This is a genomic window from Streptomyces poriticola (genome assembly GCF_036689765.1).
Taxonomy (GTDB): Bacteria; Actinomycetota; Actinomycetes; order Streptomycetales; family Streptomycetaceae; genus Streptomyces; species Streptomyces poriticola.
The window spans coordinates 30,804-56,157 of record NZ_JBAGKH010000020.1; the positions used below are offsets into that span (position 1 = coordinate 30,804).

24 protein-coding genes are annotated in these 25,354 nt (G+C 74.3%); 11 read left to right on the forward strand and 13 right to left on the reverse strand.

Annotated elements, in window-relative coordinates:
• Window positions 1-8: 8 nt before the first annotated feature.
• Genes V5O46_RS22200 through V5O46_RS22210 form a run of 3 tightly spaced genes read left to right on the forward strand, consistent with a single transcriptional unit; the run spans window position 9 to window position 2,265 of the window.
• Complete coding sequence (locus V5O46_RS22200) at window positions 9-767, forward strand: LamB/YcsF family protein (RefSeq protein ID WP_332886416.1); 759 nt, start codon at window positions 9-11, stop codon at window positions 765-767.
• Complete coding sequence (locus V5O46_RS22205) at window positions 764-1,399, forward strand: 5-oxoprolinase subunit B family protein (RefSeq protein WP_332886417.1); 636 nt, start codon at window positions 764-766, stop codon at window positions 1,397-1,399. The genes V5O46_RS22200 and V5O46_RS22205 overlap by 4 nt, the downstream gene beginning before the upstream one ends.
• Window positions 1,396-2,265: a 5-oxoprolinase subunit C family protein gene (locus V5O46_RS22210; protein WP_332886418.1), complete on the forward strand. Its 870-nt coding sequence runs from the start codon at window positions 1,396-1,398 to the stop codon at window positions 2,263-2,265. Before V5O46_RS22205 ends, V5O46_RS22210 begins: the two co-directional genes overlap by 4 nt.
• Before the next feature lie 466 nt (window positions 2,266-2,731).
• On the opposite strand, the gene V5O46_RS22215 is transcribed toward V5O46_RS22210, so the two are convergent.
• The 5 genes from V5O46_RS22215 to V5O46_RS22235 form a co-directional block, all read right to left on the reverse strand.
• Window positions 2,732-3,589 carry an SGNH/GDSL hydrolase family protein gene (locus V5O46_RS22215; protein WP_332886419.1) on the reverse strand — a complete coding sequence of 286 codons (858 nt, stop codon included), beginning with the start codon at window positions 3,587-3,589 and terminating at the stop codon, window positions 2,732-2,734.
• Entirely contained in the window at window positions 3,586-4,818 is a 1,233-nt protein-coding gene (locus V5O46_RS22220) for a glycosyltransferase (protein WP_332886420.1), read from the reverse strand. Before V5O46_RS22220 ends, V5O46_RS22215 begins: the two co-directional genes overlap by 4 nt.
• Window positions 4,815-5,942, reverse strand: coding sequence for a glycosyltransferase family 4 protein (locus V5O46_RS22225; protein WP_332886421.1), 1,128 nt, complete (start codon window positions 5,940-5,942; stop codon window positions 4,815-4,817). The genes V5O46_RS22220 and V5O46_RS22225 overlap by 4 nt, the downstream gene beginning before the upstream one ends.
• 196 nt (window positions 5,943-6,138) lie before the next feature.
• Entirely contained in the window at window positions 6,139-7,557 is a 1,419-nt protein-coding gene (locus V5O46_RS22230; protein WP_332886422.1) for a HEAT repeat domain-containing protein, read from the reverse strand.
• A 312-nt stretch (window positions 7,558-7,869) separates the two neighbouring features.
• A complete protein-coding gene (locus V5O46_RS22235; protein WP_332886423.1) occupies window positions 7,870-8,262 on the reverse strand; it encodes an ankyrin repeat domain-containing protein in 393 nt (130 codons plus the stop codon).
• Between the two features lie 309 nt (window positions 8,263-8,571).
• On the opposite strand from V5O46_RS22235, the gene V5O46_RS22240 reads away from it, so the two are divergent.
• On the forward strand, window positions 8,572-8,766 hold the full coding sequence (locus V5O46_RS22240; RefSeq protein WP_332886424.1) for a hypothetical protein: 195 nt from the start codon (window positions 8,572-8,574) through the stop codon (window positions 8,764-8,766).
• A 40-nt stretch (window positions 8,767-8,806) separates the two neighbouring features.
• The gene (locus tag V5O46_RS22245; protein WP_332886425.1) at window positions 8,807-10,582 is read left to right on the forward strand and encodes a P-loop NTPase family protein; all 1,776 of its coding nucleotides are present in this window, start codon (window positions 8,807-8,809) and stop codon (window positions 10,580-10,582) included.
• A gap of 474 nt (window positions 10,583-11,056) precedes the next feature.
• On the opposite strand, the gene V5O46_RS22250 is transcribed toward V5O46_RS22245, so the two are convergent.
• A complete protein-coding gene (locus V5O46_RS22250) occupies window positions 11,057-12,562 on the reverse strand; it encodes an SCO1417 family PLP biosynthesis transcription factor (protein WP_332886426.1) in 1,506 nt (501 codons plus the stop codon).
• Between the two features lie 143 nt (window positions 12,563-12,705).
• Between V5O46_RS22250 and yczE the strand changes: the two genes are divergently transcribed.
• The 4 genes from yczE (at window position 12,706) to V5O46_RS22270 (ending at window position 16,214) form a co-directional block, all read left to right on the forward strand.
• Complete coding sequence (gene yczE, locus V5O46_RS22255) at window positions 12,706-13,386, forward strand: membrane protein YczE (protein ID WP_332886427.1); 681 nt, start codon at window positions 12,706-12,708, stop codon at window positions 13,384-13,386.
• On the forward strand, window positions 13,383-14,150 hold the full coding sequence (locus V5O46_RS22260) for a glycerophosphodiester phosphodiesterase (protein WP_332886428.1): 768 nt from the start codon (window positions 13,383-13,385) through the stop codon (window positions 14,148-14,150). Before yczE ends, V5O46_RS22260 begins: the two co-directional genes overlap by 4 nt.
• 54 nt (window positions 14,151-14,204) lie before the next feature.
• Window positions 14,205-15,560 (forward strand): MFS transporter, encoded by a 1,356-nt coding sequence (locus V5O46_RS22265; RefSeq protein ID WP_332886429.1) that lies wholly within the window; start codon window positions 14,205-14,207, stop codon window positions 15,558-15,560.
• A gap of 279 nt (window positions 15,561-15,839) precedes the next feature.
• Window positions 15,840-16,214: an RNA polymerase-binding protein RbpA gene (locus tag V5O46_RS22270; protein ID WP_109379407.1), complete on the forward strand. Its 375-nt coding sequence runs from the start codon at window positions 15,840-15,842 to the stop codon at window positions 16,212-16,214.
• A 199-nt stretch (window positions 16,215-16,413) separates the two neighbouring features.
• Here the strand turns inward: V5O46_RS22270 and fxsA are convergent, their stop codons facing one another.
• From fxsA to V5O46_RS22290, 4 genes are all read right to left on the reverse strand, one after another.
• A complete protein-coding gene (fxsA, locus tag V5O46_RS22275; RefSeq protein ID WP_332886430.1) occupies window positions 16,414-16,989 on the reverse strand; it encodes an FxsA family membrane protein in 576 nt (191 codons plus the stop codon).
• Between the two features lie 46 nt (window positions 16,990-17,035).
• Window positions 17,036-17,932: a polyprenol monophosphomannose synthase gene (locus V5O46_RS22280; protein WP_332886431.1), complete on the reverse strand. Its 897-nt coding sequence runs from the start codon at window positions 17,930-17,932 to the stop codon at window positions 17,036-17,038.
• Window positions 17,933-18,502: 570 nt separating this feature from the next.
• On the reverse strand, window positions 18,503-20,107 hold the full coding sequence (locus V5O46_RS22285) for an amidohydrolase (protein ID WP_332886432.1): 1,605 nt from the start codon (window positions 20,105-20,107) through the stop codon (window positions 18,503-18,505).
• Between the two features lie 115 nt (window positions 20,108-20,222).
• The gene (locus V5O46_RS22290; protein ID WP_332886433.1) at window positions 20,223-20,663 is read right to left on the reverse strand and encodes an Lrp/AsnC family transcriptional regulator; all 441 of its coding nucleotides are present in this window, start codon (window positions 20,661-20,663) and stop codon (window positions 20,223-20,225) included.
• A gap of 214 nt (window positions 20,664-20,877) precedes the next feature.
• On the opposite strand from V5O46_RS22290, the gene V5O46_RS22295 reads away from it, so the two are divergent.
• Together V5O46_RS22295 and V5O46_RS31985 are read left to right on the forward strand one after the other, a co-directional pair.
• Window positions 20,878-21,315: a uroporphyrinogen-III synthase gene (locus V5O46_RS22295; protein WP_332886434.1), complete on the forward strand. Its 438-nt coding sequence runs from the start codon at window positions 20,878-20,880 to the stop codon at window positions 21,313-21,315.
• Between the two features lie 150 nt (window positions 21,316-21,465).
• A complete protein-coding gene (locus V5O46_RS31985; RefSeq protein ID WP_408649037.1) occupies window positions 21,466-21,714 on the forward strand; it encodes a hypothetical protein in 249 nt (82 codons plus the stop codon).
• Here the strand turns inward: V5O46_RS31985 and V5O46_RS22300 are convergent.
• The 3 genes from V5O46_RS22300 to V5O46_RS22310 all read right to left on the reverse strand — a co-directional run bounded on the left by V5O46_RS22300 (window position 21,677) and on the right by V5O46_RS22310 (window position 25,279).
• The gene (locus tag V5O46_RS22300; RefSeq protein ID WP_332886435.1) at window positions 21,677-22,849 is read right to left on the reverse strand and encodes an acyl-CoA dehydrogenase family protein; all 1,173 of its coding nucleotides are present in this window, start codon (window positions 22,847-22,849) and stop codon (window positions 21,677-21,679) included. The two genes, V5O46_RS31985 and V5O46_RS22300, sit on opposite strands and share 38 nt — an antisense overlap.
• A gap of 294 nt (window positions 22,850-23,143) precedes the next feature.
• On the reverse strand, window positions 23,144-23,806 hold the full coding sequence (locus V5O46_RS22305; RefSeq protein WP_332886436.1) for a TetR/AcrR family transcriptional regulator: 663 nt from the start codon (window positions 23,804-23,806) through the stop codon (window positions 23,144-23,146).
• 72 nt (window positions 23,807-23,878) lie between these two features.
• Window positions 23,879-25,279, reverse strand: a complete 1,401-nt coding sequence (locus V5O46_RS22310) for a peptidase C39 family protein (RefSeq protein WP_332886437.1) — start codon at window positions 25,277-25,279, stop codon at window positions 23,879-23,881.
• Window positions 25,280-25,354 lie beyond the last annotated feature (75 nt).

A 25,354-nucleotide genomic window follows, 5' to 3' on the forward strand; every position in this document is an offset into this window, starting at 1 on the left:
CTGGAGACATGACCTCGATCGACCTCAACGCCGACCTGGGCGAGGGATTCGGCCGCTGGCGGCTCACCGACGACGCGGGCCTGCTCTCGGTCGTCACCAGCGCCAACGTGGCCTGCGGCTTCCACGCCGGGGACCCGGCCACGATGCGCCGGGTGTGCGAGCTGGCGGCCGAGCGGGGCGTGACGATCGGCGCGCAGGTCTCCTACCGGGACCTGGCCGGGTTCGGGCGCCGCGCGATGGACGTGCCGCCCGCGGAGCTGGCGGCCGAGGTGGCGTACCAGATCGGTGCGCTGGCGGTGTTCGCGCGCGCGGCGGGCACGCGCGTGGCGTACGTCAAACCGCACGGCGCGCTGTACAACCGCGTGGTGCACGACGCGGAGCAGGCCCGTGCCGTGGTGGAGGGAGTCCTTCTGGCGGGCGGCGAGCTGCCCGTGCTCGGGCTGCCCGGCTCGCGGGTCCTCGAACACGCCGGCGCGGCCGGGCTGCCCGTGGTCGCGGAGGCGTTCGCCGACCGGGCCTACACCGACCGGGGCACGCTGGTGCCGCGCGGCCAGGAGGGCGCCGTGGTCGCCGACCCCGAGGCGGTCGTGGAGCGCTCGGTCGCCCTGGCGGCCTCCGGCACGGTGGTCGCCCGCTCCGGGACGCGCATCGAGGTACGCGCGCGGTCCCTGTGCGTGCACGGCGACACGCCCGGCGCCGTGGAACTGGCCCGGCGGGTCCGGGACCGGCTGGAGGCGTCGGGGGTCGCGGTGGAGGCCTTCGCATGAGGGTGCTGCCGGTGGGCGAGGACGCGCTGCTCGTGGAGGTGGCCTCGGGCGACGAGGCGCAGGCTCTCCACGCGGAGCTGCTGCGCCGCCGCGCCGAGGGTTCGCTGACCGCCCGCGAGATCGTCCCGGCCGCGCGCACCGTACTGCTCGACGGAGTGGCCGACCCCGGTCGGCTGGGGTCCGAGCTGGCGGCCGCCGAGGTCCCGGAGTCGCCCCCGCGCGGGGGCGACCTGGTGCGGATCCCGGTCCGCTACGACGGGCCGGACCTGGCGGACGTCGCCGCCCACTGGGGTGTGCCGGAGCGGGAGGTGGCCCGGATCCACGCGGGGACGGAGTTCCTGGTGGCGTTCTGCGGGTTCGCGCCGGGATTCGGCTATCTGACCGGCCTGCCCGCGCGCTACGACGTGCCGCGCAGGGCGACGCCGCGCACGGCCGTACCGGCCGGTTCGGTGGCGCTGGCGGGGCCCTACACGGGCGTGTACCCGCGGTCGTCACCGGGCGGCTGGCAGCTGATCGGCAGCACGGACGCCGTGCTGTGGGACCACACGCGCGTGCCCGCGGCACTGCTGTCGCCGGGGACCCGGGTGCGGTTCGTGCCGGTGAGGGAGGACGGATCGGTGGCGGCATCATGAGCGACCGTGCCCTCGCCGTCGTACGGGCCGGGGCCCTGACCACCGTGCAGGACCGGGGCCGGCCGGGCCACGCCCACCTCGGCGTACCGCACTCGGGCGCTCTCGACGGGCCCGCGGCGGCGCTGGTCAACCGCCTGGTCGGCAATCCGCCCGAGGCGGCGGTGCTGGAGACCACCCTCGACGGCTGTGCGCTGCGCCCGCGGTCCTCGGTCACCGTGGCGGTCGGCGGGGCACCCTGCTCCCTGGCGGTCGACGGTCGTCCGGTCCCGTGGGCGGCGCCGGTCCGGGTGCCGGCCGGGGCGCTGCTGGCGGTCGGCAGGGCGGTCCGGGGGGTACGTACGTACGTCGCCGTCTCCGGCGGTGTCGCCGTCGAGCCGGTGCTCGGCAGCCGCTCCACCGACCTGCTGTCCGGTCTCGGCCCGCCGCCCCTCACCGACGGGACGGTGCTGCCGCTGGGGCGCCCGGGCGTGCCGCACACGCGCGTGGACGCCGCTCCGCAGCCCGCTCCGCCGGCCGAGCTGGTGCTGCGGGTGACTCCGGGCCCGCGCGAGGACTGGTTCACGCCCGAGGCGGTACGGACGTTCACCACGCGCGCGTACCGGGTGTCGCCCGCCAGCAACCGGATCGGGCTGCGGACCGAGGGCCCCGCCCTGGCGCGCTCCCGGCCGGGCGAACTCCCCAGCGAGGGCATGGTGCTGGGCGCGGTTCAGGTGCCCCCGGACGGCGGACCGGTGGTGTTCCTCGCCGACCACCCGACCACCGGCGGCTACCCGGTGATCGGAGTCGTCAGCCACGCCGACCTCCCGGCCGCCGCCCAGGCGGTCCCCGGCACACCCGTACGCTTCGTGCGGGTACGCGGGCGCTGACCCGCCCTACGGGGTAGCACGGTCGGCCGGGCCCCTCACCGGACGGGCTCCGGCCCGCGCGACCGCACACCCCCGGACCACACGAACCCCACCCCACCCGACAGCACCTCAGACCCCCGGTGAGACACCGGCCGACCACACCACCCACCAACCGCGCCGTCACCGCCGACCGGCCACGCCCGGCCCGGGACACCGCACACCACCCCGACCGAGCCCCGCGCTGCACCCGGGCGGGCGCGCCCAACCGCACCCACGCATCGGCTCCGAGGCGCCGGGCCACGCCTGAGCGGCACCACGAGGGCTCCCGACCGGCGGTGCTCCGGCCGTCGGCACACCCGGTCGGCGGCGCTTGCGGTTCGCAGCCAGGTCCGCCCCGCCGGGCCGGGCCGCGGGGCGGACCTCAGGGACCCTCCCGCCCGGTCCGGCTGCGGCGCCCGTGGCGGTGGGGTGGGGTGGCGGTGACCGGCTATGCCGCGTCCGGCTGTTCCGTGGCCGCCAGCGCCGCCAGCGCCGCCGACACCGCGGCGGTGGTGCGAATGTCGAGCCGGGTGCTGGTCCCGCGCGCGCGGTGGCGCAGTTCGTCGGCGGCCAGCTTCAGCAGCTGCGGGAGCAGGTCGGTACAGCGCCGGGCCACCCAGCCGGTGCCCGCGGTGGCCAGCCACCACAGGCTCGCCGACCTGGTGGGGGCCGGGAACTCCGGTTCCGGCGACGGGGCGGGGCCGACCTCGACCCCGTGCTCGGCGAGCAGGGTGTGGAACCGGCCGGCCAGCTGCCGGTGTCCCCGTTCCCCGGGGTGCAGCCGGTCCGCGCTCCACATGGCCCGGTCCGTGACCCAGCCGCCCTCGCTCGCGTGCAGGTGGAGCGCCTCGTGGCGGTCGGACAGCGCATGCACCACGGCGTTGACGGCCTGCTGCCGCCGGGCCAGCGGCCGGGCCAGCGCGCCCGGCAGCCCCAGCATGGTGCCGGGGTCGGGCAGACACGCCGTGAGCAGGACCGTGCCGCCTGCGCGGAACGCCCCGTACACCTGGTCCAGCCGGGCCGCGACGGCGTGGATGTCGAAGGTGCGCCGCAGGGTGTCGTTGACGCCGACGACCACGGACGCGAGGTCCGGTCGCAGCGCCAGTGCGGCGGGCAGCTGCGCCTCCAGCACGTCCCGCGTCTGCGCCCCGCTGGACGCGACGTTGGTGAACTCCACCGACAGCCCGGGCTGTTCCGCCAGCCCGGTGGCGAGGAGTGCCGCCCAGCCGCGCCAGCCGTCGCCGACGGGGTCGCCCACGCCCTCGGTGAGCGAGTCGCCGAGCGCCACGTACCGCCGCCGTCTCATGCCACGCCCTCCGGCACGGCGGGACGCGGTCGCGAGCCCGGGGCGACGCCCGAGCCGCCGCCCGAGCCGCTGCCCGCGCCCGGCGGCGGCACCGGGAGCGCGGCCGTCGGCGCATCGTGTGCGGCGAGGAACGCCGCGACGGCGGAGTCCCAGCCGAAGCACTCCGCACGCGCGCGTGCGGTCTCCCGCCGGTCCCGTTCCGGGCGGTCCAGGAGCAGCTCCACGGCGTCCGCGAACGCCTCCCCGTGGTCGGCGGCGACGGCACCCGCGGAGCCGATCACCTCCGGCAGCGCGGACGACCCGCTGGCCACCACGGGCGTCCCGCACGCCATCGCCTCCAGCGCGGCCAGCCCGAAGGTCTCGGCGGGCCCGGGCGCCAGGCAGACGTCGGCCGACGCCTGCAGCGTGCCCAGCATGCCGCGGTCGGACACATGGCCGAGAAAGGTGACCGGGAGCCCGCGCTCCTCGGCCCGCTGTTCCAGTCGGGCGCGCAGCGGGCCGTCCCCGGCCACCGCCAGCACCGCCCGCCGTCCGCGCCGGCGCAGCGCCTCCAGCGCGTCCAGCGCCGTTCCGGGCCGCTTCTCCACGGACAGCCTGGAGCACATCACCAGGAGCGACTCGCCGGCGTGCGCGTGCCGCGCCCGTACCGCCGCGTCGCGCAGCGCCGGGTGCCGCGCCGTCAGGTCGACGCCGAGCGGGGCCCGCACGACGTTGCGCACGCCGATCCGGACGAACTCACGCTCGGCGAACTCGGTGGTGCACACCACGCGCGCGTAGGTGTGCGCGGTACGGATGTTGAGGGAGTCGGCCGTGCGCCGGGCGGCCCTCTCGGACAGGCCCCAGGTGCGCAGCACTCCGTCGGCGCTCTCGTGGGAGACCATCACCGCGGGGATCCGGGCGCGCCGGGCCCACTTGCCGGTCCAGCGCAGCGTGGTGCGGTCGGAGACCTCCAGCCGGTCCGGCGCCAGTTCTTCCAGCAGGGCGGCGACCCGTCGCCTGTCGGTCAGGACGCGGTAGCCGCCGGTGCCGGGCAGCACCGGACCGGGCAGGGTGATCACCCGGCCCTGGTCGGTCTCCCGGTCGCTCGCGCGCTCGCCCGGGACGATGAGCGCGGGTTCGTGTCCGGCCGCCTTGAAGCCCCTGCCGAGCTCGCGCAGCGCGGTCCGCAGTCCTCCGGAGGAGGGAGCGACGAAGTTGGCGAGCCGAACGATCCGCAGCGCGCCGCTCATGCCGCCAGCACCGCCTTCCGCGCGGCGAGGACGTCGGCGTAGTGACCGATCAGCCGGTCGCCGACGGCGGCCCAGGTGCGCCCCTCGACCGTGGCCCGCCCGGCGGCGCCGTAGGCGGTGCGCAGCGCGGGGTCGGCGGCGAGCGCCCGCACGGCGTCGCCTACCGCGGTGGCGTCGCGCGGCGGCACCAGCAGCCCGGTGCGGCCGTGGTCGACCAGGTCCAGCGGGCCGCCGACGGCGGGTGCGACCACGGGCACGCCGCTGGCCATGGCCTCCTGCACGGTCTGGCAGAACGTCTCGAAGGGGCCGGTGTGGGCGAAGACGTCCAGTGAGGCGAAGACCCGGGCCAGGTCGTCGCCGGTGCGGCGGCCCAGGAAGACCGCACCCGGCAGTTCCTGCTCCAGGCCGGCCCGGCTCGGCCCGTCGCCGACGATCACGAGGCGCACACCGTCCAGGGCACAGGTTTCGGCCAGCAGCTCGATCTGCTTCTCGGGGGCGAGCCGCCCGACGTAGCCGACGATCAGTTCGCCGTTCGGGGCGAGCTCCCGGCGCAGCGCGTCGTCCCGCAGGTCGGGCCGGAAGCGCACGGTGTCCACTCCACGCGGCCAGAGCCGGACCCTGGGCACGCCGTGCGCCTCCAGATCGCTCCGGGAGGCGCTGGACGGTGCGAGGGTGAGGTCGGCGGCGGAGTGCACGGAGCGGATGCGGCGCCAGGCCGCAGCCTCGCCGGCGCCCATGTAGGTGCGGGCGTATCCGGCCAGGTCGGTCTGGTAGACGGCGACGGCGGGGACGCCGAGCCGGGCGGCGGCGGCCATCCCGCGCACGCCGAGGACGAAGGGGCTGGCCAGGTGGACGACGTCGGCCCGGTGCTCGGCGATCGTCGCGGCGAGGCGCCGGCTGGGGAGGGCGACGCGGACCTGCGGGTAGCCGGGGAGCGGGAGGGAGGGGACGTGCACGACGGGGCACGGCGCGAGTGCGTCGCCCTTGTTCACCGGAGCGGGGGCCGGAGCGACCACGACGGGCTCGTGACCGCGGTCGACGAGGTGCCGGGCGGTCTGGAGCGCGCAGTGGGCCACGCCGTTCACATCGGGGGGAAAGGATTCGGTCACGATGACGACACGCATACCGGTGTTGTCGCCGGGCTGGACGTGCCCGCGTCAAAGTGGATCTTTCCGGCCGAGGAACGGCCCGTGAGCGTTGCGCTGCACACCCGAGCAGGTCGGGCGGCGTCCATGCACACCTGACCCGCGGGTCATGCCGCGTTCATCCGGTGGGGGCTCGCGCGCGCGTACCCGGGGGCACGGCGGGTGGTACGCCGGCTCACACGGCGGGCGCGTCCGGCCCGAACCGGCTCCGTACGGCCGTCTGCACCTCGGCCTCCTCGGCGGGGTCCGCGGCGAGTCTGCGCAGCCGTTCGACGACGCGGTTGTCACCGGTCTCTGCGTGCCGGGCGGCGATCTCCCGGGTGGACTCCTCGCAGTCCCACAGGCACTCGACGGCGAAGCCTGCGGCGAAGGAGGGGTCGGTGGCGGCGAGCGCGCGGGCGGCCCGGCCCCGCAGGTGGGAGGAGGCGGTCTCGCGGTAGACATGGCGCAGTACGGGGGCGGCGCAGGCGATGCCGAGCCGTCCGGCACCGTCGACGAGGGTCCACAGGGTGGGGGCGTCGGGGCCTTCACCGCGCACCGCCTCGCGCAGCGCGGCGAGGACGAGGTCCCGGTCGCGGGCCCCGCCCCGGCAGGCGAGCACCCGTCCGGCGGCGGCGCCGAGTGCGTCGGGCCGGTGGGCCCAGCCGCGGGCCCGGTCGACGGCGGCGACACTGCGCATGCGTTCGAAGGCGTCGACGGCGGCCTCCGCCACGACCGCCGAGCCGGTGGTGACCGCGTCCTCGATGAGGCCGAGGGCTTCGGGATCGTGGCCGCCGGCCAGATACCGCAGGGCGGTGCAGCGGGCGCCGTCGGTGCCGGAGCGGGCGGCCCGGACGATCTCGGGACGGTCCTCGGGGCCGGCGACGGCGGTGAGGCATCGGGCGGCCGGGACGTGCAGGGGGGTGCCGCGGTCCAGGCCCTGCTGGGCCCACTCCAGAACGGCCCGGACGCTCCACCCGGGCCGGGGGCCGGTGGGGCTCAGCTGCCGCTGCCAGCGGTCGAAGCAGCCGGCCTCCTGGGCGGCACGCACGCGCGTGGCGATCGATGTCCGCGGATCCTCGGCCCACAGGCGCCAGGGCCGGGGCTCGAACGCGTCGCGGACCGCGGCGGCCAGCTCGGACTCGCCCTCGGGGTCGTGCGGGAAGCGTGCCAGGACGGGGGCGGCCAGGGCGCGCAGCCCGGCGTCGTCGTCGCGCAGCGCCAGTTCGTCCAGGGCCCAGGCCCAGTTGCTGCCCCGGGCGGCGTACCGGCGCAGCAGCTCCAGGGCGTCCCGCCTGCCGTAGGAGGCGAGGTGGCCGAGGACGGCGAGGGCGAGCCCGGTGCGTGACTCGTCGGTGTCGAGGATGTCCTCGGCGTCGAAGAGGTGCGACTCGACGGCGTCGAGCTCACCGTTGAGGTCGAGGTACAGGCGGGCGTAGTAGAGGGAGCGGTTCTCCACCTGCCAGTCGTGCCGGGGGTCGCGCAGCACACAGTGGTTCAGGGCCGCGAGCGCCTCCGGGCGCGGGGCGGTGAGCGCGTGCAGGGTGCCGTCGCCACGACCCCGCTGGAGCAGGCCGAGGAGGGTACCGCTGGGCGCTATGACCGGATCGAACATGGGAAACAGCCTCACATCAAGCGTCGACGCAACCGGGGAACCGCGTTACCTGGCCGCGCGACAACACGTCGGAGCGCCCGCCCTCTGCTGCTTGCTGTAGACCATCTTCCTCTGCCTCTCGTCGGTGGCCCTTGCGGGCCGTGTCACGGCCCGCGCGGTGCGGCAACACCTGCCCAGCCATCACGTCCGTGAACCACGTCGTCATGATGACCCGGTGGTCACCGCTGCCGCGACCGAAATTTCGGCGGCCCCGTACCGCCTCCCCCGTTTTCGTTGTCTTCCCTGGTCAGAAGGGCTGGACCGGGTCCCGCCTCACTGCTCGCCGAAGAGTTCGAGCAATTCCGCGCGGCCGAACATCCGGGCGGTGTCGACGGCCGACGGCGTGCCCGCGGACGGGTCGGCGCCACCCTCCACAAGGGCCTTGATCACTTCCGTCTCACCCTTGAAGACCGCCCCGGCGAGCGGGGTCTGGCCGCGGTCGTTGACGCGGTCGGCGTCGGCGCCGCGCGCCAGCAGGGCGCGCACCGCCGGGGCGTGGCCGTGGTAGGCGGCGAGCATCACCAGGGAGTCGCCGCGGTCGTTGGTGAGGTCCGCCGGGACGCCGGCGTCGACGTAGGCCACCAGCGCCTCGGTCTGCCCCTGCCGGGCCAGATCGAAGATCTTGGTGGCCAGCTCCACGACCTCGGGGTCGGGGGCTTCACTCATCGGCCGGACCGCCTCTCACTGCTGACGTACGAACGTCGGGATCTCCTGTGCGTACGGCCGCGAGCGGTGCGTCCGTACGGGTGAATCGCCAGAGTACTGGCTCATGCGGCACATGACCCGATGTGCCGGAGGTAAAGATCGCCACAGACGCGGCCGGGCGCAACCTCTCGGCCCGGCCGAACGGCTGAACCCCGTGTCACGCGGACGAAATCCACCGAATTCCACTCAGTTGCACCTTTTATCGTATGGATACATCCTGTGAGCCTGGAAGTACTCATGGTGACTGTCCCCACACCCAGGAGAACTCACATGATCCTCCCGATCTCATGCGTGGTCCTGCTCGGCATCGTCCTCTTCATCTTCTGCCGCAAGGACGGCCTGAAGGTGTCGCACGCCGTGGTGGCGATGCTGTTCGGCTTCTATCTGGCGAGCACGGCCATCGCCCCGAGCATCAGAGCGGGCGGCGAGAGCCTGGCGAGCCTCCTCGGCGGAATCAAGTTCTGACCGCCGCCCCCTCCCCCGCACGCACTCCCAGGAGGCAGCAGTGGCCCGGCGCCCCCTCCCCCGCATTCTGAGCAACGGCGGCGCACAGCTCGCCCGGAGCCGGGAGCTGGCCCGGACGGCGGCGGACAGCGCCACCGACGTCCTCCAGCCGCTGATCACGATCGCCCGCGGCCTGCGCCGGCTGGCCACGGCCGCGCGGCGCAGGTGGACCGACACACCCAAGGACCGACGCGGTGCGCTGCTGTTCCTGGTGGCCTCGGTGGTCCTGGTGGTGGCCCTGATGCCGTACGGTCCGCTGCTGGCCGCCATCGCCCTGATGGCGGCGGCGGCCTGGCAGGGCCGGGACCGCACCCCACCGGCGCCCGACGGCCCCGACGACGCGCAGACCACGCGCCTGACCTCGCTGTACGAGGCGCTGGTCCCGTACTTCTCGATCCCGGACGACCCCGACCCGCTCTACGTCCACGGCGGCAGCTGGCAGAAGGCGTTCCCGGCGTACGAGTTCGACGACTCGGGCAGGTTCTCCCACCTGGTGATCCGCTATCCGGCCTACTTCACCGACGGCGAGGCCGAGGCACGTACCCGGATCGAGCACCTGCTGACGGCCAAGGCCGGCCGGAGCCGCGAGTACCACTACGCCTGGGACGAGGAGGCCAACCACCTCACCGTCACCGTCCTCGCGCCACTGCCCGCCGACCTCGCCGCCCAGCGCTTCGTCACCGCGCCCGGCGAGACGGTCCTGGGATTCACCGACCCCACCCGGGTGCAGCGCACGCTCCCGCTCACCCACGGCGAGGAGCGGCGGGACGTGCCGCCGGTCGTGTGGCGCACCGGCGTGCGCTCCACCGAGCCGCATCTGCTGGCCCTGGGCCAGCCGGGCACCGGCACCTCCACACTGCTGCGCTCCATCGCCCTGCAGGCCCTGCACCACGGCGGCGACCTGGTGATCGTCGACGGCGGCGGCACCGGCGAGTACGCCTGTCTGACCGGGCGGGACGGCGTGCTGGCCGTCGAGTGCGGCCTCTCCGGGGCGCTGGCGAGCCTGGAGTGGGCGGCCCAGGAGACGGAGCGGCGGCTGATCTCCCTCAACCGGGCCCGGCAGGAGGGCCACCCGCCGCCGGAGGACACCAGGCGTCCGCTGTGGATCCTGCTGGACCGGCCGAGCGCCTTCGCCCACCTGGCTGCCGCCGAGGAGCGCCGGGACCCGCAGTCCCTGCTCCAGGTCCCGCTGCGGCACGGCCGCGCCGCACAGGTGACGGTGGTCGTGGCCGACCAGCTGGACTGCGTCGACGCCCTCGGGGACGCGGTACGGCAGCACACACGCGCGCGTGTCGTCCTCGGGCCCGCCACCGCGGACCAGCTGGCCGCCGCACTCGGAGCTCCCCCGCACACCACCCCCGTCGACCAGGTCCCGCCCGGCCGCGGTTACGCCCGCCTGGGGACGGGTGCCGTGCACCGCATCCAGGTCCCGGCCACCCCCGACCCGTACGACGACGCCACGAGTGACGCCCACCGCCAGGCGGTGCTGGCCCTGCTACCGCCGCGCACCACACCGGCGGACGGCGAGCAGGTCCCGGACGGACCGGGCGGCGGGCCGGATCCGGCGGCGGACCACGCCGAGCCGGAGCCGGTGCCCTCCGACTCCGCCACCGGCCCGGCAGGGGCCGTGGCCGTGTCCCCCCGTCCGCAGGCGGCAGGCGGGGCAGGGACACCGCCGGAGACCTGCCCGGAGCCCTCGGTGCCGGTTTCGGCGAAGTGGGAGCCGCAGCCGCAGCCGCAGCCGGACAGCGCCGTTCCGACCCTCACCAAGCACTGAGGGCTCCGCTGGACGTGCCGCGCCATGCCGTCGCTCGTCCGCGGTCCCATCGTGGCCGGTCGCGCAGTCCCCCGAGCCCCTTCAGGGCGCTGCCGAACCGCAGCGGACTTCGCCCGACCCGCTTGGCCACTCCCCTGCCCCCCCCTCCGCCCCCTCCCGCCGTCGGCATGAGGGGGCTCGCTCAGGCGCCGCGCGGTGGGCGTCACCCGCGGCACCGCGGCCGACGGCCGTGCCGGCACGGGCAAGGCCCCTGGGGGACGGACAGGCCTCAGGCCCATGCCGCATCCGTCGGCGGGGCGCGGGGCAGCCGGCAGACCCACACCGCACCCGCCCAAGCACACCAGCCGCACCCGCACACCCACACCGGGGCACAGCCGCACACCCGCACCGGGCCCGCCCACGGCACGCGGGATCACGGCACGCGCGCTCGCGTCACCCTCGGTCGCGCACCCGGGCGGTCATCACCCCGCGCGCTCACGCCACGAAGGTCCGCGGCGGCTCCGTGCCCGGACCGCCGACACCCCCGGTCTCCACCAGCCGGGCCGCCGCCGCCAGCCGCACCGCCGCCTCGTCCGCGACCGCGCCCGCGACCGTGAACGGCAGCCGCACATAGCCCTCGAAGGCGCCGTCGACGCCGAACCTCGGCCCGGACGGCACCCGCACGCCCACGCGCTCCCCCGCCTCGGCCAGCCGCGAGCCCGACAGACCTCCGCTGCGCACCCACAGGGTCAGCCCGCCGCCCGGCACCTCGAACTCCCATCCGGGCAGCTCCCGCCGGACCGCCGCCACCAGCGCATCACGGTTCTCCCGGGCCTGGGCCCGGCGCACCGCCACCGCCTGCTCCCAGCCGCCGGTGCCGAACAGCCAGTTCACCGCGAGCTGTTCCAGAACGGGGGTGCCCAGGTCGGCGTACGCGCGCGCGGCGACCAGGCTGCGGATCACGTCGGGCGCGGCCCGCACCCAGCCGATGCGCATCCCGGCCCAGAAGGCCTTGCTGGCCGAGCCGACGGTGACGACGGTCGACCCGGCCGGGTCGAAGGCGCACACGGGGCGGGGCATCCGGACGTCCTCGTCCAGCCACAGCTCGCTCATCGTCTCGTCGGCCACCAGCACGGTCCCCGCCGAGCGCGCGGCGTCCACCAGTCGGCGCCGCTGGTCCTCGCCGGCGAGTGCTCCGGTGGGGTTGTGGAAGTCGGCCACGACATAGGCGATCCGCGGCGCGGCCTCGCGCAGGACCTGCCGCCAGCGTTCCATGTCCCAGCCGGACAGTCCCTCGGCCATCGCGACCGGCACCAGCCGGGCCCCGGCCTCGCGCATCAGCTGGAGGATGTTGGCGTACGACGGTGACTCCACGGCGATGCGCTCGCCCCGGCCCGCGAACAGATGACAGATGGCGTCGATCGCGCCCATGGCCCCCGTGGTCACCATGATCTGCTCGGGCATGGTCGGGATGCCGCGCGCGGAGTAGCGGTCGGCGATCATGGCGCGCAGGGCGGGGAGCCCGGCCGGGTAGTCGCCGTGTGTGTGGGCGTAGGGCGGCAGTTCCTCCAGGGCGCCCTGGACCGCGCGGGTCAGCCATGGCTCGGGGGCGGGCAGCGCCGCGCAGCCGAGGTCGATCATCGAGCCGAGCGCCTCGGGCGGCAGCGGCTCCAGGCCGCGGGCCGGCAGCGGGTTGCCGGCGGGTACGGCGGTCCAGCTCCCGGCGCCGCGCCGGGACTCCAGGAAGCCCTCGGTGCGCAGCGCCTCGTAGGCGGCGGCGACGGTGGTGCGGCTGACGGACAGCGAGAGCGCCAGCTCGCGCTCGGCGGGCAGCCGGGCGGCGACCGGTACCCGCCCCTCCAGCACCAGCAGGCGGATGCCGTCGGCGAGTGCGCGGTAGGCGGGCGGACGGCGGGTGCCGGGGCCGGCCGGGCGGTCCTGCTGCGAGCCGAGCAGCCGCGCGAGCTGCGCGGCCCCCACGGCAGAGGTCCACTGCACCACGTAAATCAGTCCACCTTCCCCGGATTGGCCATGGATGGCGTTTCCTTCCCTGCCACAGGGTGTCATGCATCAGGCCACTGCCACCAGCCGCCCACCACCGGCCGCTGCCACCAGTCACTACCACCACCTCAGGGGGGCCCGTCGTGTCCGAGCAGACCAGCCACACCCGACGCCGTACCGGACGGCATCTCGTCCGGCGGCTGACCCAGCTCTACGGCGGTCTGGCGCTGTACGGGGCGAGTTCGGCGCTGCTGGTCCGCTCGGGACTCGGACTGGAGCCCTGGAACGTGCTGCACCAGGGCCTTGCGGAGCTGACCGGACTGTCGATGGGCCTGGTGCTCACGCTCGTCGGTGCCGCCGTGCTGCTGCTGTGGATCCCGCTGCGCCAGCGGCCGGGTCTCGGCACGGTCTCCAACGTCCTGGTGATCGGCGCCGCGATGGACGCGACGCTGGCCGTGGTGCCCGACGTCCACGCGCTGCCGGCGAGGGTGCTGCTGATGACGGCGGGAATCGTCCTCAACGGGGCGGCGACCGGTCTGTACATCGCCGCGCGGTTCGGGCCGGGTCCGCGCGACGGGCTGATGACGGGACTGCACCGGAGCACCGGTGTGTCGGTGCGCCTGGTGCGCACCGCCATCGAGATCACCGTCGTGGCCACGGGCTTCGTCCTCGGCGGCACGGTCGGAGCGGGCACCCTGCTGTACGCCGTGTCGATCGGCCCGCTCGCACAGGCGTTCCTGCGGGTGTTCGCCGTCCCCGCGGCATCCGGCGGCAGCACGGTGGTTGCCGCGGGGCAACCCCGGCGCGCGATACTGCGCAGGTGACCACGCGGATACGCCACCCCTACCTCGACCACCCCGGACCCATCCCCTTCGCCCACCGGGGCGGGGACGCCGACGGCCTGGAGAACACACTGCGCCAGTTCCGACGGGCGGTCGAGGCGGGATACCGGTACATCGAGACCGACGTCCACGCGACCCGGGACGGCAGGCTCGTCGCCTTCCACGACGCGACGCTGGACCGGATGACGGACGGCGCTGGCCGAATCGCCGACCTGCGCTGGGCGGACGTGCGGCACGCGCGCGTGGCCGGCGTGGAGCCGGTACCCCTCTTCGAGGATCTGCTGGAGGCCTTCCCCGAGGTCCGCTGGAACGTCGACGTCAAGGCGGAGCCCGCACTGCTGCCCTTCCTGGAGCTGATCGAGCGGACGGACACCTGGGACCGGATCTGCCTCGGCTCGTTCTCCGAGGCCCGCGTGGTCCGTGCCCAGCGGCTGGCCGGGCCACGACTGGCCACCTCGTACGGCACCCGGGGCGTGCTCAATCTGCGGCTGCGCTCCTGGGGGGTGCCGGCCGCGCTGCGCCGCTCGGCGGTGGCCGCGCAGGTGCCGGAGACGCAGTCGGGCATCCAGGTGGTGGACCACCGCTTCGTCCGCACCGCCCACGCGCGCGGGCTGCAGGTCCACGTGTGGACCGTGAACGACCCGGACCGGATGCACCGGCTCCTGGACCTGGGCGTGGATGGCATCATGACCGATCACATCGACACGTTGCGCAAGGTCATGGAGGACCGGGGCGTCTGGGTCTGACCCGGGGCCCGGGCCCGGGGACGTCGCGCGTTCACGGGGAAGCGAGGGCGCAGGGTGGGCATCGGCACCGTGCGGCGGGACGCGGGGGACGGCGCCGCCGCCGAGCGGCGGCGCGAGCAGCGCGGCTGGTACTTCTACGACTGGGCATGCTCGGTCTATTCGACGAGCGTGCTCACCGTGTTCCTGGGGCCCTATCTGACGGCGGTCGCCAAGTCGGCGGCCGACGCGGACGGATTTGTCCATCCGCTGGGCATCCCGGTGCGCGCCGGGTCGTTCTTCGCGTACTCGGTGTCCCTGTCGGTGATCGTGGCCGTGCTGGCGATGCCCCTGGTGGGAGCCGCCGCCGACCGCACGGGCCGCAAGAAGCCGCTGCTCGCCGCCGCCGCGTACACCGGGGCCGCCGCCACGACCGGCATGTTCCTCCTGGACGGCGACCGCTATCTGCTCGGCGGGTTCCTGCTGATCGTGGCCAACGCGGCGCAGTCGGTGGCGATGATGCTCTACAACTCCTATCTGCCGCAGATCGCCACACCCGAGGAACGCGACGCGGTCTCCTCCCGCGGCTGGGCGTTCGGCTACGCGGCCGGCGCCCTGATGCTGGTGGCCAACCTGGTCCTCTACACCGCCCACGACTCCTTCGGGCTGACGGAGAGCGCCGCGGTCCGCATCTGCCTGGCCTCGGCCGGACTCTGGTGGGGCCTGTTCGCCCTGGTACCGCTGCGCCGGCTGCGCGACCGACGGGCCCCCGCGCGGGGGGCGGCGGCCACCGCGCCCGGCTGGCGGCAGCTCGCGGCGACCATCCGCGACATGCGCCGCCACCCGCTGACGCTGGCCTTCCTGCTGGCGTACCTGATCTACAACGACGGCATCCAGACGGTGATCTCCCAGGCCTCGGTGTACGGCTCCGAGGAACTGGGGCTGGGGCAGTCCACGCTGATCACGGCAGTGCTGCTGGTGCAGGTGCTGGCGGTGGCGGGCGCGCTGCTGCTCGGCCGGCTGGCCCGGACCTACGGGGCGAAGCGCACCATCCTGGGTTCGCTGGCCGCCTGGACCCTCACCCTGGCGGCCGGGTACTTCCTGCCGGCCGGGGCGCCGGTGTGGTTCTTCGTGCTGGCCGCCTCGATCGGGCTGGTCCTCGGCGGCAGCCAGGCCCTGTCCCGCTCGCTGTTCTCGCATCTCGTCCCGCCCGGCAAGGAGGCCGAGTACTTCTCCGCGTACGAGCTGAGCGACCGCGGCATGAGCTGGCTGGGCCCGCTGCTGTTCGGGCTCACCTACCAGCTGACCGGAAGCTACCGGGACGCGATCATCTCGCTGGTGGCGTTCTTCGCGCTCGGTTTCGTGCTGCTCGCCCGGGTGCCGGTGCGGCGCGCGATCGGCGACGCGGGCAATCCGGTGCCGGAGAAGATTTAGCACTCTGCGCGAAAGGGCTGTAGTGTACGCGTTTGGCCTGCCAGGCGTACCGTTACTGCGCGTCAAAGGTGCCGAAGCGTTGGGTGACATCTCCTAGTAGATGTGACAAACCGGACGCCTGTGGGTACTGCACTGGTTGACAAAGGCTGCGGCTACGACGGCGACACATGGCCCGGAACGGGACTCGGGACGGGAATCTTTACCGCCGACCGGACGTTGACCGGATGACGACGACAGCGACACCTGTCCTGTGGGCGACAAGCCCGGGAGGCACGATTCATGAGTGAGCGAGCTCTTCGCGGCACGCGCCTCGTGGTGACCAGCTACGAGACGGACCGCGGCATCGACCTGGCCCCGCGCCAGGCCGTGGAGTACGCATGCGAGAAGGGGCACCGGTTCGAGATGCCCTTCTCCGTAGAGGCGGAGATCCCGCCGGAGTGGGAGTGCAAGGTCTGCGGGGCCCAGGCACTCCTGGTGGACGGCGACGGTCCGGAGGAGAAGAAGGGCAAGCCTGCGCGTACGCACTGGGACATGCTGATGGAGCGGCGCACCCGCGAGGAGCTCGAAGAGGTCCTCGAGGAGCGGCTGGCCGTTCTGCGCTCCGGCGCGATGAACATCGCGGTGCATCCGCGGGACAGCCGGAAGTCCGCGTAGTCCCTGCGGGGCCTGGGCGAGGTTTCAGCGCACGTCAGTGACCGCGGGCGCCGTACGTCAGGTACGGCGCCCGCGGTCTTGTCATGCGTGCACGTGAGGCATGCGCACTCCCGGCCGACCTGCGCGCCCGCACCGGAGCACGACGCGTCCCGGGTTCCCGCGCGTCCCGGGTTCCCGCGCGTCCGGGGTTCCCGCGCGCTCAGTGCGTCAGGGGCGGGCGCGGGTCCTGCGGAGCGTCCCCGGAGTCCTGGTCCCGGATGACCTCGCCCTGGACCACCTTGCCGTCGGGGCGGTGCATCCTGGCCTGACGGTAGGCGTCGCCCAGGCCGCCCGGGCCGGCCTGGCGGAGCTTGCGCTCCACGGTGCGCTGCGCCGTGCGGCTCACCGTCTTCTGGACCGGCGGCAGCAGGAGGAGCAGGCCCAGCGCGTCCGATATCAGGCCGGGGATGATCAGCAGCAGACCGCCGAGCATCGTCAGGCCGTTGCCCTCGCTGCCGGGACGGGCCACGGGCACGCCGGTCGACTGCTGCTGTTGCAGGGTCTCGGTGAGGCTGCGGAAGGCGCGGCGCCCGGCCCGCTTGATGACCACGGAGCCGAGGACCAGCCCGGCCAGCAGGATCAGGAGGACCACGAGTCCGCTGGTCTGCGCCGCGACCACCGTCAGCAGCCAGATCTCCAGCACCAGCCAGGCGGCGACGCCCAGTGGCAGGAAGGTGCGCAGCCGGGAGCGCCGGGGCCGGGCGGGATTCCTGGGGGTCTGAGCTCCAGTCGTCATGTTCCCAGTGTGCCTGGCCCCGGGCCGGTCCGGGACCGGCGAGGGATCAAGGCTTCTCCGGCTGCCGCGGAGGCTGCTGCGCGGCGTCGGCGGGCCCGGCCTGCCGCTCGGGCCGCTCGGATCGTTCAGGCCGACCGGGCCGGTCGGACCTCTCGGGCCGGTCCCGGTCGAGGATCTTGCCGACCCGCTCCCCCACGCCCCAGGCCGTGACCCGCCACAGCGCCTCGACGAGGATGTCCCGGCTCATCTTGGAGTCGCCGAGCTCGCGCTCGACGAAGGTGATGGGCACCTCGACGACGTGGTAGCCGGCCTTGACCGCGCGGCGCGCGAGATCCACCTGGAAGCAGTAGCCCTGGGAGGCGACCTCGGTCAGGCCCAGGCCCAGCAGCGTCTCCCGGCGGAAGGCGCGGTAGCCGCCCGTGATGTCGCGCAGCGGGAGGTCCAGGGCGAGGCGCGAATAGAGGCTGCCGCCGCGGGAGATGAACTCGCGGGACCGGGGCCAGTTGACCACCCGGCCGCCGGGCACCCAGCGGGAGCCGAGGACGAGGTCGGCGCCCTTGAGCGCGGTGAGCAGCCGGGGCAGTTCCTCGGGCTGGTGGGAGCCGTCGGCGTCCATCTCGATCAGCACGCCGTAGTCGCGCTCCAGACCCCAGCGGAAGCCCGCGAGATAGGCGGCGCCGAGACCCTCCTTGCCCTTGCGGTGCAGCACATGGACGTGGTCGTCCTCGGCGGACAGTTCGTCGGCGAGCTTGCCGGTGCCGTCCGGGCTGTTGTCGTCGGCGACGAGCACGTGCGCGTCCGGGACGGCCTTGCGCACCCGGCCGACGATCGCCTTGATGTTCTCGGCCTCGTTGTAGGTCGGGATGATCACCAGGGCCGTGCCGAGCGGACCGAACCGTCTCTCCTGGCCCGATGCCGCGCGCGTCCCGTCGCCGTCGTTCACTGCTGCCCCTTCGCTTCCATCCGCAGGGGTCCACCATAGTGGCCGCGGCCTGCGATGACGTGACGGGACGTACGAAAGGTGGTGTCGGTTCCGCGAGACGTGGGTAGGCGTGCTGTTTTCGGACCACCGGGCTCCGGACCACCGGGCCCCGGACCGTGGGCGCTGTGCTCTGCGGATGGGGGCCCGGCGCCCTTCGGGCCGACCTGGGACCCGCTGGCTGCGGATCGACCGAGAGCCGTTGTCTACTGAGCGCCCGGGCCCCACCCGGGTCACACCTCCCGACCGGCCGGAACATTCCCCTGCCACGGCGCGAGCGCTGAGCCTGGCTCCCAGTGACGGTGCCCCGGTGCGGCACACCGTCCCTGACCCAGCGGCGCCGCGACGGTGCGCGGAGGTTCCCCGGTCGGGCGTCCGGTGGTGGACTCGGCCGAACCTACCGGCCCTCGGCCGCCGCCTGTCAACAGCCGTTTGACCTGCGGCTCTTGAATCAAAGCCCTGGTCAGCGGCGAGGACGCGCAGGTGGTGCGACACAGCCGGCGCAGAAGATCGTCGCCCCGTCGGACGTGTGGATCACTCGCCCGGCCGTACGAAGATCGTCCGTCCGCCGACCACGGTGCGCAGGCAGACCGGCAGCTCCCCGCCCGGGGAGAGATCCGGCAGGCCCGGGGTGCCGGAGCGGGGGTCGGTCGACCAGCGCGCCACCCGGTCGTCGGGGGCCTGGACCACCAGTTCGCCGGTGCGCCACACCGCATAGTCGGCGGGCGCGCCCGGCACCAGCACTCCCGCGTCGTCGCGGCCGACCGCGCGCCAGCCGCCGCGGGTGTGCGCGGTGAACGCGGCGCGCACGGAGACGCGGTGCTCCGGTGTCCGGTGGAACGCGGCGGCCCGGACGGTGCCCCACGGGTCGAGAGGGGTGACCGGGCTGTCGGAGCCGAAGGCGAGCGGCACACCGGCGCGCAGCAGGGCGGCGTAGGGGTTGAGGGTACGGGCCCGCTCCGCACCGAGCCGCCGGGCGTACATGCCTTCCTCGCCGCCCCACAGCGCGTCGAAGGCGGGCTGCACGGAGGCGGTCAGGCCGAGTTCGGCGAAGGCGGCGATGGTCTCGGGGGTGAGCATCTCGGCGTGCTCCACGCGATGGCGGGCGGCACGGATCCGGGCCAGGCCGGCCTTCTCGGCGGCGGCGCGCACACCCTCGACCACCCGGGTGACCGCGGCATCGCCGATGGCGTGGAAGCCCGCCTGGAGGCCTCCCTCGGTGCAGGCCAGGACGTGTGCGGCGACGTCGTCGGCGTCCAGGTAGGCGGTGCCGGTGTGGTCGGCGTCGGCGTACGGGCGGTGCAGGCAGGCGGTGTGCGAGCCCAGGGCGCCGTCCACGAAGAGATCGCCGGCGGCCCCGATCGCACCCAGTTCCCGGGCGCGGTCCGCGTCCCGCTCGGCCCAGTAGCCGAGGACGCGCGGCCCGGACTCCTCGGCGGCCAGCCGCAGCAGGCCGGTGAAGTCGCCCTCGGAGGAGATCTCCGGGCCCGCGCACTCGTGGACGGTGCCGATCCCCAGAGCGGCGGCACGGGCGAGCGCGGCGCGCTGCGCCTCGGTGCGCTGGGCGGTGGTGACGGCGGCGAGCGCCGCGGCGCGCACCGCGTGGTGGGCGTCGGCGGTCAGCGGGGCGTCCGTGCGGGTGACCCCACCGGGGACCAGGTCGAGCAGGGCCGAGGTGACGACCGCGGAGTGGACGTCGATCCGGCTGAGGTAGAGCGGGCGGCCACCGGACGCCGCGTCGAGCTCGGTGCGCGTCGGCGGACGGCCGTCGGCCCAGCGGGCCGCGTCCCAGCCGTGGCCGAGCAGGACCCGGTCGCCCGGCCGGGCGGCGGCGAACTCCCGTACCAGTGCCAGCGCGTCCTCGCGCGAGGCGGCGCCGGTGAGATCGAGGCCGGTCAGGGCGAGGCCGGTGGAGGTGGTGTGCACATGAGCGTCGGTGAACGCGGGGGTGACCAGGGCGCCCTCCAGGTCGACCACCTCGTCCACGCCGTCCGCGAAGGCGTCCGCGGCACCCTCGGAACCGACCCAGGCGACCTGGCCGCGCTCGACGACCATCGCCGTCGCGAAGGGGTCGGCGGGACTGTGGACCTCGCCGCGGCGCAGCAGGAGGGTCTCGGACGGGGCGGTGCACTCAGTCATGGGCACCAGTCTCGCCCCCGGTCCGGCGCGCCCGGCAGGCAGGCCCGGCCGATGCCACCGCAGGACCCCCGGACGCGCGGCACCCGGGCGTCGGGCGCGGGGCTCGCGAGCCGGGTCAGACGCGCGGCGGACGGGCCTCGTACGGCGTCGAGAGCACCACGGTGGTCCGGGTCGACACCCCGGCCAGGGAACGCACCCGGGCGAGCAGTTCCTCGAGTTCGTGCGGGGTGGCCACACGCACCTTGAGGATGTAGTTCTCGTCGCCCGCCACGCTGTGGCAGGCCTCGATCTCGGGGACCCCGGCCAGCCGGTCCGCGATGTCGTCCGGGGCGCTGGGGTCGAAGGGTTTCACCGAGATGAAAGCGGTCATCGGCAGCCCGACGGCCTCGGGGTCGACGACGGCGGCGTAGCCGCGGATGACGCCGCGCTGCTCCAGCCGGCGCACCCGCTGGTGCACGGCCGACGTGGACAGGCCCGTGGCCTTGCCCAGGTCGGTGTAGCTCATCCGCCCGTCCCTGACGAGCAGCTGCACGATCTGTCGGTCCAGCTCCTCCATGGCGCAAGAACCTACAGTGCCGGTGATCTCCGCGGATACCGCGGCGGCGCCGGCCGGCGCCCGATGGGGCATCTGCGATCGGCATGTGACGAACGACACATCACTCGAACAGTCTCCGTGATGTTCTCGTGATTACCGCCGTGAGCGGACGGGAAGTGCTTGCTGTGGTCGAGGCCGCAGCGCCTTCACGGCCCAGCCCGAGGGGGAGAAATCCATGCAGAGTCTTCAGCGCCCCGGTCGTACCGCACCCAAGCGGCAGCAGCCGGTCGTCGAGCCCGAGCCGGAGGGCGTCGAACCCGACGCCCTCGACGACGAGGAGTTCGACGCCTACGACACCTTCGAGATGTACCGGGTGATCTGCCCGGACTGCGCGCAGCCCATCGCTCTTCTGGCGGACGAGGAGATCCTCCCGGAGCATGCGCTGTGCGCCTCGCCGTGGAACCCGTTCGGCCTGACGGTCTGCGCCGGTACGGGCCGCAGGGCCACCGAGGCCCGCCCCGCCGACGAGTCGTTCCGCCCCCAGGAGCAGGACACCGCCCTGCTGTTGACGCTCCCTCAGGGGCTGGACTGGCGGATGCAGCCGTTCTCCCACGTCGGCGGCCCGGGCTCGCGTCCGATGCGGGTGCCGGAGATGCGGCGCCAGGCCGCCTGAGCGCCCGTCGTACGGGCGACGCCGCCCGCTTCCGTGGCAGCCCGGCCCCTCGGGGGCCGGGTCGTACCCGGTGCGGGCAGGTACTCCCGCGAACGCAGGGGCGATTCCCCGGGCCGGTGACCTGTCCGCAGTCCCCCGCGTTGCCCTGGTATGACCCCCACGCATCCGGTGGCCGGGCGGCGGCGTCGCGTCTTCGTCCCGGCGCCCGCAGGAGCGGCACCGGCGGTGCCGCCGCACCTTCCGGACCCGCCGATCTACCGTGAGCTGATGCGGACCTGGGCCGACCGCGGCCGTACCCTGCCGGGGCGGCACGACCCCGAGTGGGCCAGGCTCGCGGCGCCCCCGCACGGGCTCGGCGACTTCACCGTTCCTCGGGACCCACTAGGTGACGGGCGATGACCATCCGCTGGATCTGGTTGGTCCCCTCGACGATCTGCAGGACCTTAGCCTCGCGCATGTACCGCTCGGCCGGGAAGTCGGCGGTGTAGCCGTAGCCGCCGAGGACCTGCACGGCGTCCGTGGTCACCCGCATCGCGGTGTCGGTGCAGTGCAGCTTGGCCATCGCGGCCTGCTTGGCGAACGGCCGGCCGGCGTCGCGCAGCCGGGCCGCCGCCAGATACAGGGCGCGGCCGGCCTCGATCCGGGTCGCCATGTCGGCGAGCATGAAGCGCAGCCCCTGGAAGTCGGCGATGGGCCGCCCGAACTGCCGCCGCTCGCCCGCGTAGGAGACCGCCTCGTCCAGCGCCGCCTGGGCCACGCCGATCGCACAGGCGGCGATCCCGAGACGCCCGGAGTCCAGCGCCGACAGGGCGATGCCGAAGCCCTGGCCCTCGTCGCCGAGACGCCGGGTGTCGGGAACGCGGACGCCGTCCAGGTGGATCTGGGCGGTGGGCGAGCCCTTCATCCCCATCTTCTTCTCGGGCGTCGCCGCGCTCAGCCCCTCGGCGTCGCCGGGGACCAGGAAGGCGGTGATCCCGCGGGGGCCCTCCTCGCCCGTGCGCGCCATGACGGTGTAGAAGTCGGCGATGCCGCCGTGCGTGATCCACGCCTTGGTGCCGGTGATCACCCAGTGGTCGCCGTCGCGCACGGCCCTGGTGCGCAGCGAGGCGGCGTCCGAGCCGGAGGCGGGCTCGGAGAGGCAGTAGCCGCCGAGCAGACCGCCGCCGAGCATCGCGGGCAGATGCTCGGCCTGCTGCTCCTTGGTGCCGTAGGCGGCGAGACCGTAGGAGGCCAGGGTGTGCACGCTGACGCCGAGGCCGACGGTGAGCCGGACGGCGGCCAGCTCCTCGAGGACCTGGAGGTACACCTCGTACGGCTGGTCGCCGCCGCCGTACTCGGAGTCGTAGGGCAGGCCGAGCAGACCGGAGTCCGACAGCAGGGTGAAGACCTCGCGCGGGAAGTGCCCGGCGTCCTCCTCCTCGGCCGCCTTCGGTGCGATCTCGCGCTGGGCGATGTCACGGACGAGCGAGATCAGATCCCGGGCCTCGTCCGTGGGCAGTTGACGCTCCACCGGCTGCTGGGCGCGGTCGGGCATGGCGACGCTCTCCTCCCTGTCGGGCACATCGGCGGACGTGCGCCGTGGGTGGACGACTCCGCCGGGACGTTCTGGGCCTGGCCGAACGGGCGCTTCCGGGTCACGGAAGCTGCTGACCAGCGGCTCTGCGCTGTGAGTATGCCCGATCCCCCAGGGCGTGTCACTTGTTAACGATCGCTTACTCCAAAGAATTTATCGGGCCGTTCCCCGGCACCCGAAATTGGTCCGGACCACTGCGCTCCGGTCCGCACCGCGCCGCCCCTCGGGTCGCACGGCCGGAGCCCGCTCCGCTCGTCAGCCGTCGCGGCGAGCAGGGGGCGGTGCGGGGTGGGCCGGGTCCAGTTCCTCGATGGCACGCAGGGCGCCGCCGAGCGTCTTCACCAGCAGTTCGCACATCGTCTCGCGGGACAGTCCGGGGCGGCCGATCCAGTCCAGGGCGGCACCCTCCACGCTGCACACCCAGGCGAGCAGCCCCATCCGGGCCAGCGGCGAGATGTCCGCGCGGCCGTACGCGCCCTGGGCGATGGTTGCCACGATGGCCTCGCGCACGCCGTCCCGAACGGCATGCACCTCGGCGTCGAAGCCGACGCCGCCGCTGACGATGGTGCGGTAGGCGGCCTGGTTCTGCTCGGCGTAGCGCAGGTAGCCGTCGATCGTGCGATGCACCCGCTCCACCTGGGGCCGCTCCGGGCCGCTCGCCGCGGTGGTCACCAGCTCGTCCACGGATTCCTGGATGATCGCCAGGTAGTAGCCGCGCTTGGACTCGAAGTAGTAGTAGATCAGCCCCTTGGCGACGCGCGCCTGCCGTGCGATGTCGTCCATCGAGAGCGCGTCGTAGGAGGTGTCGGCGAACAGCCTGCGCCCGATCGCGATGAGTTCGGCGCGGCGCGCCAGCGAGCGCCCGGTACCGCGCGCTCGGGGACGGTCGGACGGCGGACGCTGTTGACTGATATTCAATTCAGACCCTGGTCTGCTGCGTGCGGCGGGACATCCGCAGTATGGCAGGTCGGGCCCACGGGTACGGAAGGCTCAGCGCACGCCCACCGCCGCGAGCGCCAGACGCTGGCGCAGGCTCGGGTGCGCCGGGAAGTAGAGGTAGCAGACGCCGCCGGTGCCGGAGACCACCTTGCCGGAGGCGTTGTACCGCTTGGTGCGCAGCCAGATGTTCTCCCACTCCCGCCGCCGGTAGACCCGTCGCACCGCCTCGTTGCCGGGTGAGGCCGGGTCGTTGGCGATCACGTCGCCGTCGGCGGTGAAGCCGATCACCGTCATGAGATGGCCGGAGGTGCCGTACCCGGCGCCGGTCAGTTCCTCCTCCAGGAACGACTGGGACGTGATCACCGGGATACCGGCCGCGATCAGCCGCTCCAGGTCGGTGAGGGAGCCGAGACGGGTGACCACACTCTGCAGGCCCCGGAACGTGGCGGCATAGGCCGCGTTGAACGGCCAGTTGCCGCAGCCGGCGTACTCGTGGTCGAAGGTGTACCGCGCGGCGTGGCACACCTGCGGGTCGTCGTACGAGGGGTCGACCCAGGCCAGCTGCTCCTCGGTGAGCCGGCCGCCCCAGTACTCGATGATCATCTGCGAGGAGGTGGGGCTGCACCAGGCCTCGCCGCCGTTGTCGTACTCGGGGTACCGGCCCTTGTGGATCTCCTGCGAGTAGCGCGGGACGACCAGCTCCCGGGCGAGGCGCGGAACGGAGGCAGGAACGGTGAAGCGGTCGGGGATGTCGGAGCCCATCGCGCCGAGCCGCCTGACGACCGGGGTGGCACCGGTGCCGGGCCGGCGGTGCAGGGTCAGCCGCAGCCGGCAGGCGACCAGGCGCAGCCCGGTGGCGGCGTCGTCGATGGCGAAGGTGTCGGTCCACACGCTGCTTCTGCCGTCGCCCTGGCCGTCCACCGAGGTGCGGCGGATGTCCTGGTCACCGGCGGCCCAGCGGCCCATCACGTACCAGGGCGTGTCCGTGCCGTCGGAGTAGGTCCCCCTGAGTTCCACCTGGATCCAGGTGCCGGCCGGGGTCTCGGCGTTCCAGGACGCGATGACCTCGGTGGCGGGCACGGCGAGCCGGTGGACGGGCGAGGTCCAGACCGCGTACTCCCAGGGCGCGGTGGTGCCGGTGTGCGGGTCGGTGTAATCCAGGGTGCCCGCGGGCGCGGCGATCGCGATGCCCGGCCGGCGGCCGGGGACGGCCCGGGTGCCCTGGGCGGTGCCGGAGCGCCAGTCGCGGAAGGAGGCCCAGGCCCGGTGGTCGACCTGGCCGGCGGGGCGGCGCCGCCGGGAGCCGCTCTCGCCGGTGGCGCCGGATGCGCTGGACCCGCCGGGTGCGGCGACGGCGGGAGCCGCACCGCCGGCCACAGCGGGTGCGGCCACGGCGGTGGCGGCCACGGCGGCCAGGACGGTTCTGCGGGACGGCTGTTCGGCTCTGCTCATGGGCGGATGACTCCCGGGGTCCGAGTCGGGGCGGGCTGTGCACGGTGGTTGCGCCAACTATGGCCGCCGCCGGGC

Excerpts from the sequence above, each read along its gene's own strand:
- fxsA (WP_332886430.1), bottom strand. The coding sequence starts at position 16,989 with ATGACGACTGGAGCTCAGACCCCCAGGAATCCCGCCCGGCCCCGGCGC.
- V5O46_RS22300 (WP_332886435.1), bottom strand. The coding sequence starts at position 22,849 with ATGCCCGACCGCGCCCAGCAGCCGGTGGAGCGTCAACTGCCCACGGAC.
- V5O46_RS22220 (WP_332886420.1), bottom strand. The coding sequence starts at position 4,818 with ATGAGCGGCGCGCTGCGGATCGTTCGGCTCGCCAACTTCGTCGCTCCC.
- V5O46_RS22230 (WP_332886422.1), bottom strand. The coding sequence starts at position 7,557 with ATGTTCGATCCGGTCATAGCGCCCAGCGGTACCCTCCTCGGCCTGCTC.
- V5O46_RS22290 (WP_332886433.1), bottom strand. The coding sequence starts at position 20,663 with ATGGAGGAGCTGGACCGACAGATCGTGCAGCTGCTCGTCAGGGACGGG.
- V5O46_RS22295 (WP_332886434.1), top strand. The coding sequence starts at position 20,878 with ATGCAGAGTCTTCAGCGCCCCGGTCGTACCGCACCCAAGCGGCAGCAG.
- V5O46_RS22215 (WP_332886419.1), bottom strand. The coding sequence starts at position 3,589 with ATGAGACGGCGGCGGTACGTGGCGCTCGGCGACTCGCTCACCGAGGGC.
- V5O46_RS22240 (WP_332886424.1), top strand. The coding sequence starts at position 8,572 with ATGATCCTCCCGATCTCATGCGTGGTCCTGCTCGGCATCGTCCTCTTC.
- V5O46_RS22310 (WP_332886437.1), bottom strand. The coding sequence starts at position 25,279 with ATGAGCAGAGCCGAACAGCCGTCCCGCAGAACCGTCCTGGCCGCCGTG.
- V5O46_RS22210 (WP_332886418.1), top strand. The coding sequence starts at position 1,396 with ATGAGCGACCGTGCCCTCGCCGTCGTACGGGCCGGGGCCCTGACCACC.
- V5O46_RS22225 (WP_332886421.1), bottom strand. The coding sequence starts at position 5,942 with ATGCGTGTCGTCATCGTGACCGAATCCTTTCCCCCCGATGTGAACGGC.
- V5O46_RS22205 (WP_332886417.1), top strand. The coding sequence starts at position 764 with ATGAGGGTGCTGCCGGTGGGCGAGGACGCGCTGCTCGTGGAGGTGGCC.
- V5O46_RS22235 (WP_332886423.1), bottom strand. The coding sequence starts at position 8,262 with ATGAGTGAAGCCCCCGACCCCGAGGTCGTGGAGCTGGCCACCAAGATC.
- V5O46_RS22270 (WP_109379407.1), top strand. The coding sequence starts at position 15,840 with ATGAGTGAGCGAGCTCTTCGCGGCACGCGCCTCGTGGTGACCAGCTAC.
- V5O46_RS31985 (WP_408649037.1), top strand. The coding sequence starts at position 21,466 with ATGACCCCCACGCATCCGGTGGCCGGGCGGCGGCGTCGCGTCTTCGTC.
- V5O46_RS22200 (WP_332886416.1), top strand. The coding sequence starts at position 9 with ATGACCTCGATCGACCTCAACGCCGACCTGGGCGAGGGATTCGGCCGC.
- V5O46_RS22285 (WP_332886432.1), bottom strand. The coding sequence starts at position 20,107 with ATGACTGAGTGCACCGCCCCGTCCGAGACCCTCCTGCTGCGCCGCGGC.